Here is a 13,152-nt window from a genome sequence, read left to right on the forward strand (position 1 = left end):
GGGAGCACTGAACAGCAGGCCAAGAAAATGCCTCGGGTTCCGGCAGCCTTCAGTGGTCTTTGCAGAGTTAAGACAGGTGGCTTAGCGTTGCACTTCGAACTTGAATCCGCCGGCAGGTGTTTACTTTCCTTTAACCTTTATTTTGCAAATGGCTTTGTGGTGCAATAAATCTATTATAAAAAGAAGGGAAAAGGCGATTGCTGATAATTGAATCAGGTACTGAAAGCAACGGAGATAAATTGTATCCCTGAAGTTGCCGGAGTGTTAACGGCAACTTCAGGTGACAGACGGGTGTTATTTCCAGTTATTGCGTTTTGCGCGTTGCAGCTTCTCGTAAGCACCCAGCAGCGCCTGGTGCGCCGGGAATGCCTGCAGATCGCTGTTGACCGTCTGCAGACCGTAGAATGGTGTTTCACCACTCAGTGCAGCGGAGGCGGCTTCCACAGCATCACTGCCGTACATGCGCACAAAGGCATTGTGGTACTGCACCGGATCACGACCTTCTTCCTGCGACAGCAGCAGCAGGGTTTGCAGGCAGCGGTAGTAGTTAGCGCGTTCTGGCGTAAAGATGGAGTTGTTGAACTCCATGGTCCACTCGGTCCAGATCAGCGCCTGTTCCAGATCGCCGCCTGCCAGCGCCAGCATCGCTTTCAGTTCACCAATACGCAGTGTGTACCAGCCATTGTCTTTGCCGGTCGCGATGCCCAGCAGTTCACGTACGCGGGTAAAGTCGTCATGACCATCTTCGTCCAGCTGATCCAGCAGTGAAAGGTACTGCTCTTTTTCCCACTCGCTGCCTGGCAGCGACAGCAGGGTGTCACGCAGGTACGCGCCCATGCTGTTGTTGGCCAGCAGCAGATCTTCCGCCGGATAGATATCGGACATGCCCGGCACCAGAATACGGCAGGCGTAGACATCCAGATGCTGGTAGTCGGCGATATACACTTCTTTATCTTCCGCGTTGAAGATGGCCATCAGAGTGGCGAACTCTTCTTCGGTAGTACCGGCAAATGACCAGTCGACGAACGGATAATCGGCGTCGTCTTTGAACATATCCCAGGAGATCAGGCCGCTGGAGTCGATAAAGTGCGTTTCCAGGTTAGCGTGTTCCGCCACTTCTTCATCGTCGAAGGTCGGTGGGGTAAAGACATCGAGATCTTTCAGGCTGCGGCCCTGCAGCAGCTCAGTGACGGTACGCTCCAGCGCCACACCGAAATCAGGGTGTGCACCGAAGGAGGCGAAGCAGGTGCCATTAGCCGGGTTGAACAGTACCACGCAGATGACCGGGTAGTTACCGCCCAGTGAGGCGTCGTAAGCGAAGATAGGGAAACCTTCTTCTTCCAGACGCGCGATAGCTTCCACCACGCTAGGGTAGCGGTTCAGCACGTCAGCCGGAATGGCTGGCAGGCTGATAGATTCAGCGATGATGCGGTTTTTAATATAACGCTCAAACACTTCAGACAGACCCTGAACACGTGCTTCGTTCGCAGTGTTGCCCGCGGACATACCGTTCGACACATACAGGTTGCCGACGATGTTCATGGGAATGTAAACGGTCTGGTTATCTGACTGACGGGTAAAGGGCAGTCCGCAGATGCCACGGGTGGCATTGCCGGATTGCAGATCGATCAGATCGCTGGCACCCAGCTCATTCTCCGGATCGTAGAATTTACGCAGGCGCGCATCAAGAATACCTTCCGGCAGGCTTTTGTCGTCTGGCAGCGGGAACCATTTTTCATTCGGGTAATGAACGAAATCACCGTTCGCCACGCTGTTGCCCAGCCAGAAGTCAGCAAAGAAATAGTTGGTGGAGAGACGCTCGAAGTATTCACCGAGCGCTGACGCCAGCGCCGCTTTCTTGCTGGCGCCTTTACCATTGGTAAAGCAAAGTGGGCAATCGCGGTCGCGAATATGGACTGACCAGACATGCGGAACAGGATTCAGCCAGGACGCTTCTTCAATATTGAAGCCGAGATCCTGTAATTTTTGCTGAAAGCGTGCGATGGAGTCTTCCAGTGCGGCGTCTTTGCCTGGGATAAAAGTTTGAGTCATGTGGCCCACTTTTGATTGGTTGTGCGGAAAGCGCGCAATGATACGGGTTTTGCGCCGTAATCGCTATCCGGGCGTAATAATTTACACCGTGTCAGCGTGCGCGGGTCATTTACTGCATCCGTCTGTGTACCCTGTCATATTTATGATCTTGTTGCGTGACAAATGCATGAAGCGTGAAGACGCCTCACAAAATATCGTTGTTGTTTGCAATTGCCCTACAAGCTGTTGCGGCGCGTCACGGGAAATGGGCCGTGTCACCGGAGAAATGATTGCAGCAACCCTGAGGCAGTGATAAAACCGATAGCAGACACATAACCAATAGATCTGACAGTGGTGAGGGGAAATGACTCAGGTTTTCAATTTTAGCTCCGGTCCGGCGATGTTGCCGGTAGAAGTATTGCGTCGCGCAGAACAGGAACTGACTAACTGGCAGGGTTTAGGCACCTCCGTTATGGAGATTAGCCATCGCAGCAAAGAGTTTATTAAGGTCGCTGAGGAAGCCGAACAGGATCTGCGTGACCTGCTGAAAATCCCCTCCAACTATAAAGTGCTGTTCTGCCATGGTGGTGCTCGCGCGCAATTTGCCGCAGTGCCATTAAATCTGCTGGGACAGGCAAAAACCGCCGATTATATTGATGGTGGTTACTGGGCGCACAGCGCCATCAAAGAAGCGCAGAAATACTGCACGCCAAACGTCATTGATGCCAAAACCACGATTAATGGTCTGGCAGGCATTGCGCCAATGCGTGAATGGGCGCTGAGTGATGACGCCGCCTATGTGCATTTCTGCCCGAACGAAACCATTGATGGCCTGGCGATCAATGAAGAACCTGACTTTGGCGATAAAGTGGTTGTCGCTGACCTCTCTTCTACTATTCTGTCGCGTCCGCTCGATATCAGTTGTTATGGTGTGATCTACGCAGGCGCGCAGAAAAATATCGGCCCTGCTGGCCTGACGCTGGTCATCGTCCGTGATGATCTGCTGGGTAAAGCACGCCAGGAACTGCCATCAATCCTTGATTACAAGGTGCTGGCAGATAACGACTCGATGTTCAATACTCCGCCAACCTTCGCCTGGTATCTCTCCGGTCTGGTGTTCAAATGGCTGAAAGAGCAGGGCGGTGTCGGTGAAATCGATAAGCGTAACCAGGCAAAAGCGGACCTGCTGTACGGCCTGATCGACAGCAGCGACTTCTATCGCAATGGTGTGGCGATCGCTAACCGTTCACGTATGAACGTGCCGTTCCAGCTGAAAGATCCTGCACTGGACAAACTGTTCCTTGAAGAGTCTTTCGCGGCAGGCCTGCATGCGCTGAAAGGCCATCGCGTGGTTGGCGGCATGCGTGCTTCCATCTACAATGCGATGCCGCTGGAAGGGGTAAAAGTTCTGACTGACTTTATGACGAGTTTCGAAAAGCGTCACGGTTAATCGCGTTTACCGAAAGAACCATCACACGGCTTTGTCTTAGACCTTACTGAAACCTCACCACCCGGTGAGGTTTCATTGCACTTGTTTTATGGAGAATAGATTTCGCATGCTGGAATCCCTGACGTTACAACCCATCGCCCGCGTCGACGGCACGGTAAATCTGCCGGGCTCAAAAAGCGTATCGAACCGCGCGCTGCTGCTGGCGGCTCTGGCAAATGGCACCACGCGTTTGACCAATCTGCTGGACAGCGACGATGTGAAACATATGCTGAATGCGCTGAGCGCACTGGGTGTCAGCTATACGCTCTCTGCCGATCGCACTTTGTGTGAAGTAGTCGGTAACGGCGGGCCATTGCATGCGGATAAAGCGCTGGAACTGTTTCTCGGCAACGCTGGCACCGCCATGCGTCCGCTGGCGGCCGCGCTGTGTCTGGGCAATAACGACATTGTACTGACCGGCGAACCGCGCATGAAAGAGCGTCCGATTGGTCATCTGATTGATGCGCTGCGTCAGGGCGGTGCGACAGTAGAGTATCTGGAGCAGACCGATTATCCGCCAGTACATATTAAAGGTGGCTTTGTCGGCGGTGAAGTGAGTGTTGATGGCAGCGTATCCAGCCAGTTCCTGACCGCGTTGCTGATGACTGCACCCCTGGCGCCGCAGGATACCACCATTGTGATTAAGGGCGATCTGGTATCAAAGCCGTATATCGATATCACTCTGCACCTGATGAAAACGTTTGGCGTGGACGTGACCCACGACAACTACCAGCGTTTTGTTATCCGTGGCAACCAGCAGTACCAGTCACCAGGTGATTATCTGGTGGAAGGCGATGCATCCTCTGCTTCCTATTTCCTCGCCGCAGCGGCAGTAAAAGGCGGCACCGTGCGTGTGACGGGTATCGGCCGTAACAGTGTGCAGGGTGATATCCGCTTTGCTGATGTGCTGGAAAAAATGGGCGCAACGGTTGAGTGGGGCGATGACTATATTGCCTGCAGCCGTGGAGAACTGAACGCCATCGACCTCGATATGAACCATATCCCGGATGCGGCAATGACTATCGCCACGGCGGCGCTGTTTGCCAAAGGCACTACCGTCATGCGCAACATCTATAACTGGCGTGTTAAAGAGACCGATCGTCTGGCGGCGATGGCAACTGAACTGCGTAAAGTGGGCGCGGAAGTGGAAGAGGGGCATGATTACATCCGTATCACACCGCCTGCGACCCTTCAGTATGCCGAGATTGGCACCTATAACGATCACCGTATGGCGATGTGTTTCTCGCTGGTGGCGTTGTCCGACACGCCGGTCACCATTCTCGATCCGAAATGCACCGCGAAGACGTTCCCTGACTACTTCCAGCAACTGGCGCGCGTCAGCCAGCTGGCCTAAACTTAAATACCCGTTGCATCGCTGCAACGGGTATTTTGTCGCTGGTGTCTCACTGCTTAATTCTGAATCTCCTGTTTATTTTGCCCGAGCTTATGCTTTGGGGTAACTATCGCGGCTATTGCAGCGTATAATGCGCGGCGGTATTTGTCTGACGAACTACAGGAGAAAGAGATGACGGCAACAGTCCCGGTTATCACCATTGATGGGCCGAGTGGTGCAGGCAAAGGCACGCTTTGTAAAGCGATGGCTGAAGCACTGCAGTGGCACCTGTTGGACTCAGGCGCAATTTATCGTGTACTGGCGCTTGCGGCTCTGCATCATCATGTAGATATCGAGTCGGAAGAAGCGCTGGTGCCGATCGCGGCGCATCTGGACGTGCGCTTTGTGGCCACCAACGGTGAAATGGAAGTGATTCTGGAAGGCGAAGATGTTTCGGCGGAAATTCGCAGCCAGGAAGTCAGTAACACCGCTTCAAAAGTCGCCGCTTTCCCGCGCGTACGTGAAGCGCTGTTACGTCGCCAGCGAGCCTTCCGCGAAGCGCCGGGTTTAATCGCTGACGGGCGGGATATGGGCACCGTGGTGTTCGTTGATGCGCCAGTGAAAATCTTCCTGGATGCCAGCTCGGAAGAGCGTGCGCACCGCCGTATGCTACAGTTGCAGGAGAAGGGCTTTAGTGTTAACTTTGAGCGCCTTTTATCCGAGATAAAAGAGCGTGACGATCGCGACCGCAATCGGGCGATTGCTCCGCTGGTGCCGGCGAAAGATGCTCTGGTGCTGGATTCAACCAGTATGACCATTGAGCAAGTGATTGAAAAGGCGCTACAATATGCGCGCGAAAAACTCGCGTTGCCGCATGAATAATGCGACAAAACACGCATAATTGAATTTTTAACCCTGTGATATGGATGTCATGGGGCATGTGAAACAACCCCACCCGTCAGGATGTCAGGTGGACGTTAAATTGAAGAATCCTGAAGATTATCAATATGACTGAATCTTTTGCTCAACTCTTTGAAGAGTCCCTGAAAGAAATCGAAACCCGTCCGGGTTCCATCGTTCGTGGTGTTGTTGTTGCTATCGACAAAGACATCGTTCTGGTTGATGCGGGCCTGAAATCTGAATCTGCAATCCCTGCAGAGCAGTTCAAAAACGCAGCTGGCGAACTGGAAATCCAGGTGGGCGACGAAGTTGACGTTGCTCTGGATGCAGTAGAAGACGGCTTCGGTGAAACCCTGCTGTCCCGTGAAAAAGCTAAACGTCATGAAGCTTGGATCACGCTGGAAAAAGCTTACGAAGGTGCTGAAACTGTTACCGGTGTTATCAACGGCAAAGTTAAAGGTGGCTTCACAGTTGAGCTGAACGGTATTCGTGCGTTCCTGCCAGGCTCCCTGGTAGATGTGCGTCCAGTGCGTGACACTCTGCACCTGGAAGGCAAAGAGCTTGAATTCAAAGTAATCAAGCTGGACCAGAAACGTAACAACGTGGTGGTTTCACGTCGTGCGGTTATCGAATCCGAAAACAGCGCAGAGCGCGATCAGCTGCTGGAAAACCTGCAGGAAGGCATGGAAGTTAAAGGTATCGTTAAGAACCTCACTGACTACGGCGCCTTCGTTGATCTGGGCGGCGTTGACGGCCTGCTGCACATCACTGACATGGCATGGAAACGCGTTAAGCATCCAAGCGAAATCGTCAATGTTGGCGACGAAATCAACGTGAAAGTGCTGAAATTCGACCGCGAGCGTACCCGTGTATCTCTGGGTCTGAAACAGCTGGGCGAAGATCCATGGGTCGCTATCGCTAAGCGTTACCCAGAAGGCACCAAGCTGACTGGTCGCGTGACCAACCTGACTGACTACGGCTGCTTCGTTGAGATCGAAGAAGGCGTTGAAGGTCTGGTACACGTTTCCGAAATGGACTGGACCAACAAAAACATCCACCCATCCAAAGTTGTTAACGTTGGCGATGTAGTGGAAGTAATGGTTCTGGATATCGACGAAGAACGTCGTCGTATCTCTCTGGGTCTGAAGCAGTGCAAATCTAACCCATGGCAGCAGTTCGCTGAGACCCACAACAAGGGCGACCGCGTTGAAGGTAAAATCAAGTCTATCACTGACTTCGGTATCTTCATCGGCCTGGACGGCGGCATCGACGGCCTGGTTCACCTGTCTGACATCTCCTGGAACGCTACCGGAGAAGAAGCAGTTCGTGAATACAAGAAAGGCGACGAAATCGCTGCTGTGGTTCTGCAGGTTGACGCAGAGCGCGAGCGTATCTCCCTGGGCGTTAAGCAGCTGGCAGAAGATCCGTTCAACAACTACATCTCTCTGAACAAGAAAGGTGCTATTGTTAACGGTAAAGTGACTGCTGTTGATGCTAAAGGTGCTACAGTTGAATTAGCAGACGGCGTTGAAGGCTACCTGCGTGCTTCTGAAGCTTCACGTGACCGCGTTGAAGACGCAACTCTGGTTCTGAGTGTTGGCGACGATGTTGAAGCCAAATTCACCGGTGTTGACCGTAAAAACCGCGTTGTTAGCCTGTCTGTTCGTGCGAAAGACGAAGCTGACGAGAAAGATGCCATCGCTTCTGTTAACACCAAACAGGAAGAAGGTAACTTCTCTAACGCTATGGCAGAAGCATTCAAAGCTGCTAAAGGCGAGTAATCGACTTAAGCATCCGGGTAGCGCAAGTTACCCGGATTCTGTAGTAAGCTGTCAAAACCTTATTCCATAGGGATTAACCGGAGGATTTATGACCAAGTCAGAACTGATTGAAAGACTTGCAGGCCAACAGACTCATATTCCGGCGAAAGTCGTTGAGGATGCGGTTAAAGAGATGCTGGAGCACATGGCCACCACGCTGGCAGATGGCGAACGCATCGAAATCCGGGGATTCGGCAGCTTTTCTTTGCACTACCGTGCACCTCGTACTGGCCGTAACCCGAAAACGGGTGACAAAGTGGAACTGGAAGGTAAATACGTTCCCCACTTCAAACCAGGCAAAGAGCTGCGCGATCGCGCAAATATCTACGGTTAAGCAGCCGCGAAGCGGAAAGCATAAAAACGACACTTACGGGTGTCGTTTTTTTTTTGCCTGATGCTGGTGATTGCGTACTGCTTCGCACAATTTTGTCTCTTCTCTGCAAGCGCTAACGAAAACGCGGAAACCGCTACGTAAAACTGTTTTCTGACCGCTGTCTTCCCGCGTTGTTTTTGCCACACTGCCCGCTCAGGTAAACAGGGAGAGGGTGATGGCAGCCTCAGTGACACAGCTTTCATGGATGATGATCTGCTCGGCGTTGCCGCTCTGCCTGTTGCCTGATTTACCCGGAAATGGCCTGCTCAGTTGTCTGGCGATAGTCACGCTGATCTTACTGCGATGTCGCTGGCAGGCCAGCAAAGTGGTGGCAGTAACCCTGTTGTTGTTTGTCTGGTGTTGCCTTGCCGGGAGGCAAGCACTGGAGCAAATCACATCGCTGACGACCACGCCGGTTAAAGCGCAAGTCCGGATTGAACAATGGCTGGTGGGAGGAGAGCGTCTGCGGGTCAGACTGGTGAGTGTCGACCAGCACCCTGTCTTCCCACCGGTTTCCGCCATCCTGAACGCTGCGCCAGGCCTTGAAGATGCCTGTGTCGGTCAGCTCTGGCAGATGACGCTGAATCTGCGGCCTGTGCATGCGCGACTGAATGAGGGGGAGTTTGACCGTCAGCGGCAGGCGCTGGCGAATCACAGCCCGCTAACGGGTCGTATCCTCGCGCTACAACCTGTCAATGCTGATTGCAGCTGGCGGCAGCGTGTCATTGACGCCACCCTGCCTGCTTATCAGCACTTGCTCTGGCAGGGAGTGATCAGTGCGCTGGCCTTTGGTGAGCGCGCGGGTATGTCTGCAGAGGTGACTGCGCTATGGCGTGAAACCGGTACGGCGCATCTGATGGCGATTTCAGGGATGCACATTGGCCTGGCGGCACTGTTTGGCTGGCTGCTGGCGCGTGCCACGCAATTTTTTTTCCCGCTCACTGGATTGGTTACCGTTACCCGCTGTTTGTCAGCCTGCTGGTCGCATTGCTCTATACCTGGCTGGCAGGTGCTAATCCGCCCGCGGTACGTGCAATGCTGGCATTAACCCTGTGGTGCCTGCTGCGTGTATCGGGGATATGTTGCAGCGGCTGGCAGGTCTGGAGCCTGTGTATCGCCACGATCCTGTTCTTCGATCCACTGGCAATTCTCTCCGACAGCTTATGGTTGTCTGCGCTGGCGGTCGCAGCATTACTGCTGTGGTATCAGTGGTTTCCGCTGCCTGCACGTCTGACACGGCAAAAGCGCTGGTGGTGGCTGCAGTTGCTGCATCTGCAAATCGGCATGATGCTGCTGCTGATGCCGGTGCAGGGCTTTATCTTTCATGGCATCAGCATGAGCGCGCTACTGGCGAATCTGATTGCAGTGCCTGTGATCTCGCTGGTTTCCGTGCCACTGATTCTGCTGGCGCTGTTGATACCTGAAATAGCCAGTAGCCCGGTATGGTGGCTGGTGGACAGATCTCTGGCTTTGGTTATTGTCTGTCTGCAAGGGCTGCCAGCCGGCTGGCTGATACTCAGTAAATCCGCGGTGTTCGCCTGCCTGAGTGGCTGGCTGGCGTTGCTGGCCTGGCGTTTCTGCTGGTGGCGCACATCGCCTTTCACCGTGACAGCTCTTCTGGTTACAGTGATTTACTGGCGACAGGCTATGCCACAACCCGACTGGCGGCTGGATATGCTGGATGTCGGGCATGGTCTGGCGATTGTCATCTCACGAGGAGGCAAAGCCGTGATCTACGATACCGGCAATCGCTGGAAAGGTGGTGATGCTGGCAGGCAGATTATTACTCCCTGGCTGCGCTGGCAGGGGATACAACCTGAACAGGTGATTATCAGTCATAAGCACCTTGACCATCTCGGTGGGCTGGAGAGCCTGCAGCAGGAATGGCCACAACTGACGGTACGCAGTGCACTGAAGAACCGGCCTCATCTGCCCTGTTATCAGGGAGAGCGCTGGCAATGGCAGACACTCCATTTTGAGGTACTGTGGCCTCTGCCGGGCAATCAGGAAGGGCAGAATAACGACTCCTGCGTGCTGCTGGTGGACGACGGGCGCTGGCGCATACTGCTTACCGGAGACCTTGAGGCACCTGCCGAACGGGCACTGGTCGCACGCTATCAGCAGGCGCTGCAGGCCGATATTTTACAGGTGCCGCATCATGGCAGTAATACTTCATCCACTGCGCTCCTGCTGCGAAATGTTGCAGGAAGTGCCGCACTGGCATCTGTGGCACGTTATAACGCGTGGCGTATGCCTGCGACTCAGGTGGTGCAGCGTTATCAGCAGCAGGATTATCAGTGGTACGACACGGCGCTTTCCGGTCAGCTGAGCGTGCAATTTAGTAACGAAAAATGGCAAGTCAAAGGCTTAAGAGAGCAAATATTGCCCCGTTGGTATCATCAGTGGTTTGGCGTACCCAGGGAATCCAGGTAGAATGAGCGGCTACTTCATCATAAGCTGGTTTAATAATGCATCTGGATAAAGATCTCTCGACGTGGCAGACATTCCGCCGCCTGTGGCCAATGATTGCGCCACACAAAGCTGGGCTGGTTGTGTCAGCGATTGCGCTAATCATTAACGCCGCGGGCGATACTCTCATGCTGTCATTGCTGAAACCATTACTTGATGATGGTTTTGGTAAAGCCGACAGCTCGGTTCTGTTATGGATGCCGCTGGCGGTGATTGGTCTGATGCTGGTACGTGGTGTATCGGGATTTGTTTCCAGCTACTGCATCTCCTGGGTTTCCGGCCATGTGGTGATGAATATGCGCCGCCGTCTGTTCAGTCATATGATGGGCATGCCGGTCACCTTCTTCGATCAGCAGTCTACGGGAACGCTGTTATCGCGTATCACCTATGATTCTGAGCAGGTCGCAGCCTCATCGTCTGGCGCGCTGGTGACTGTGGTGCGTGAAGGCGCATCGATTATCGGCCTGTTTATCATGATGTTTTACTACAGCTGGCAGTTATCGCTGATTCTGATTGTACTGGCGCCGATTGTTTCTTTTGCTATTCGCCTGGTATCAAAACGGTTCCGCAATATCAGCAAAAACATGCAAAACACTATGGGTGAAGTGACCACCAGTGCCGAGCAGATGCTGAAAGGCCATAAAGAAGTGTTGATCTTTGGCGGCCAGGAAATTGAAAGTAAGCGTTTTGATTCCGTCAGCAACAAAATGCGCCAGCAGGGCATGAAGCTGGTTTCGGCATCTTCTATTTCCGACCCGATTATTCAGCTGATCGCGTCAATGGCGCTGGCATTTGTGCTTTACGCCGCCAGCTTCCCGAGCGTGATGGAAACCCTGACCGCCGGTACGATTACCGTCGTGTTCTCTTCCATGGTGGCGCTGATGCGCCCGCTGAAATCGCTGACCAACGTCAACGCGCAGTTCCAGCGCGGTATGGCCGCCTGCCAGACGCTGTTCTCGATTCTCGACAGCGAGCAGGAGAATGATACCGGTACGCGTAAAGTTGAACGCGTTAATGGCGATATCGAGTTCCGTGATGTCACCTTTACCTATCCGGGTCGTGATAATCCGGCGCTGCGCAATATCAACCTGTCCATCCCTGCCGGGAAGACGGTGGCGCTGGTTGGACGTTCTGGCTCGGGTAAATCCACCCTGGCAAGCCTGCTGACGCGTTTTTATGATGTGCAGCAGGGCGACATCCTGATCGATGGCCATGAGTTGCGCGAATATACCCTGCGTTCGCTGCGTAATCAGGTGGCGCTGGTGTCGCAGAACGTGCATCTGTTTAACGACACCATTGCCAATAATATCGCCTATGCCCGCAGCGAACAGTACAGCCGCGAAGAGATCGAAAAAGCGGCGGTGATGGCGCATGCCATGGACTTTATCAGCAAAATGGATAATGGCCTGGATACGGTGATTGGCGAGAACGGTGTGCTGTTGTCTGGCGGCCAGCGCCAGCGTATCGCTATTGCCCGTGCGCTGTTGCGTGATTGCCCGATTCTGATCCTCGACGAAGCGACTTCCGCGCTGGATACCGAATCTGAACGCGTTATTCAGTCGGCGCTGGATGAACTGCAGAAAAACCGTACCTCGCTGGTGATCGCCCACCGTCTCTCTACCATCGAGAAAGCCGATGAGATTGTGGTGGTGGAAGATGGCCATATTGTTGAGCGCGGTACTCATCAGCAATTGCTAAGCCAGCAGGGTGCCTATGCGCAGCTGCATAAAATGCAGTTCGGTCAATGATTGAGCGTATCTGGAGCGGACGTTCACCGCTGTGGCTGCTGTTACTGCCTTTCAGCTGGTTATATGGGCTGATCAGTAACGGCATCCGGCTGAGCTACCAGCTTGGCTGGCGCAGGGTGTGGCGTGCTTCAGTGCCTGTAGTTGTGGTGGGGAACCTGACCGCCGGTGGCAATGGTAAAACACCGGTGGTGATTTGGCTGGTGGAGGCTCTGCAGCGCCAGGGACTGCGTGTTGGGGTGGTATCGCGTGGTTACGGCGGTAAGGCGGATCGCTATCCGCTATTGCTGGATGAGGCTACCACCACGGCGGCTGCGGGTGATGAACCGGTGCTGATTTACCAGCGCACACATGCTCCGGTGGCGGTGTCACCGGGGCGCAGTGAGGCGGTGCAGGCACTGCAGGCGCGTGGTGATATTGATGTTATCGTCACCGATGATGGTCTCCAGCATTATGCACTGGCGCGTGATATTGAGATTGTCGTGGTTGATGGTGTGCGCCGCTTTGGCAACGGCTGGTGGCTGCCTGCCGGCCCCATGCGCGAGCGCGCGGGACGGCTGGCCAGTGTCGATGCGGTGATCGTCAATGGTGGTGAGGTGCAGGGAACGGAGATTGCCATGCGTCTGCAGCCGGGTCAGGCAGTCAACCTGCATACCGGTCAGAGCAAACCGTTAACCGAGCTGCCGCAGATCGTTGCAATGGCCGGAATTGGTCATCCCCCGCGCTTTTTCTCCACCCTGAAGCAGCAGGGCGTAACACCGATAAAAGAAGTCGCGTTTGCTGATCATCAGGCCTATAGCGAAGCAGAGCTGCGTGCGCTGACCTCCGCAGAACAGGCGCTGATCATGACGGAAAAAGATGCCGTCAAATGCCGTCAGTTTGCCGCTGAAAACTGGTGGTATCTGCCTGTTGACGCCGATATTCCGGCGCAGGCCGCGGCGGAACTGCTTGATAAAATTAAGGCTCTGGTCAAATAAAGTATTCGGCGAATA

Annotated in this window: 8 protein-coding genes and 1 pseudogene; 8 read left to right on the forward strand and 1 reads right to left on the reverse strand. The window is 54.0% G+C overall.

Translation table 11 applies throughout. From position 1 onward, the window contains the following. Positions 1 to 294 precede the first annotated feature (294 nt). Positions 295 to 2,052: a 30S ribosomal protein S12 methylthiotransferase accessory factor YcaO gene (gene ycaO / locus ACSZO1_RS01875; protein WP_437608958.1), complete on the reverse strand. Its 1,758-nt coding sequence runs from the start codon at positions 2,050 to 2,052 to the stop codon at positions 295 to 297. Positions 2,053 to 2,395: 343 nt separating this feature from the next. On the opposite strand from ycaO, the gene serC reads away from it, so the two are divergent. From serC to lpxK, 8 genes and pseudogenes are all read left to right on the forward strand, one after another. Next, positions 2,396 to 3,481: a 3-phosphoserine/phosphohydroxythreonine transaminase gene (gene serC / locus ACSZO1_RS01880; protein ID WP_437608960.1), complete on the forward strand. Its 1,086-nt coding sequence runs from the start codon at positions 2,396 to 2,398 to the stop codon at positions 3,479 to 3,481. 109 nt (positions 3,482 to 3,590) lie between these two features. Continuing rightward, positions 3,591 to 4,874, forward strand: coding sequence for a 3-phosphoshikimate 1-carboxyvinyltransferase (aroA, locus tag ACSZO1_RS01885; RefSeq protein WP_437609095.1), 1,284 nt, complete (start codon positions 3,591 to 3,593; stop codon positions 4,872 to 4,874). A gap of 171 nt (positions 4,875 to 5,045) precedes the next feature. After that, the gene (gene cmk, locus ACSZO1_RS01890) at positions 5,046 to 5,735 is read left to right on the forward strand and encodes a (d)CMP kinase (RefSeq protein ID WP_437608962.1); all 690 of its coding nucleotides are present in this window, start codon (positions 5,046 to 5,048) and stop codon (positions 5,733 to 5,735) included. A 125-nt stretch (positions 5,736 to 5,860) separates the two neighbouring features. Further along, complete coding sequence (rpsA, locus tag ACSZO1_RS01895) at positions 5,861 to 7,534, forward strand: 30S ribosomal protein S1 (protein WP_437608964.1); 1,674 nt, start codon at positions 5,861 to 5,863, stop codon at positions 7,532 to 7,534. A gap of 88 nt (positions 7,535 to 7,622) precedes the next feature. Beyond that, positions 7,623 to 7,907: an integration host factor subunit beta gene (gene ihfB, locus ACSZO1_RS01900; RefSeq protein ID WP_437608966.1), complete on the forward strand. Its 285-nt coding sequence runs from the start codon at positions 7,623 to 7,625 to the stop codon at positions 7,905 to 7,907. A gap of 214 nt (positions 7,908 to 8,121) precedes the next feature. Then, positions 8,122 to 10,379, forward strand: a pseudogene (locus tag ACSZO1_RS01905) (ComEC family protein). 35 nt (positions 10,380 to 10,414) lie between these two features. Next, entirely contained in the window at positions 10,415 to 12,163 is a 1,749-nt protein-coding gene (msbA, locus tag ACSZO1_RS01910) for a lipid A ABC transporter ATP-binding protein/permease MsbA (protein WP_437608968.1), read from the forward strand. Next, positions 12,160 to 13,137 carry a tetraacyldisaccharide 4'-kinase gene (gene lpxK, locus ACSZO1_RS01915; protein WP_437608970.1) on the forward strand — a complete coding sequence of 326 codons (978 nt, stop codon included), beginning with the start codon at positions 12,160 to 12,162 and terminating at the stop codon, positions 13,135 to 13,137. Before msbA ends, lpxK begins: the two co-directional genes overlap by 4 nt. Positions 13,138 to 13,152: the final 15 nt, after the last annotated feature.

The sequence above is a fragment of the Erwinia sp. V71 genome (genome assembly GCF_965644245.1).
Taxonomy (GTDB): domain Bacteria; phylum Pseudomonadota; class Gammaproteobacteria; order Enterobacterales; family Enterobacteriaceae; genus Erwinia.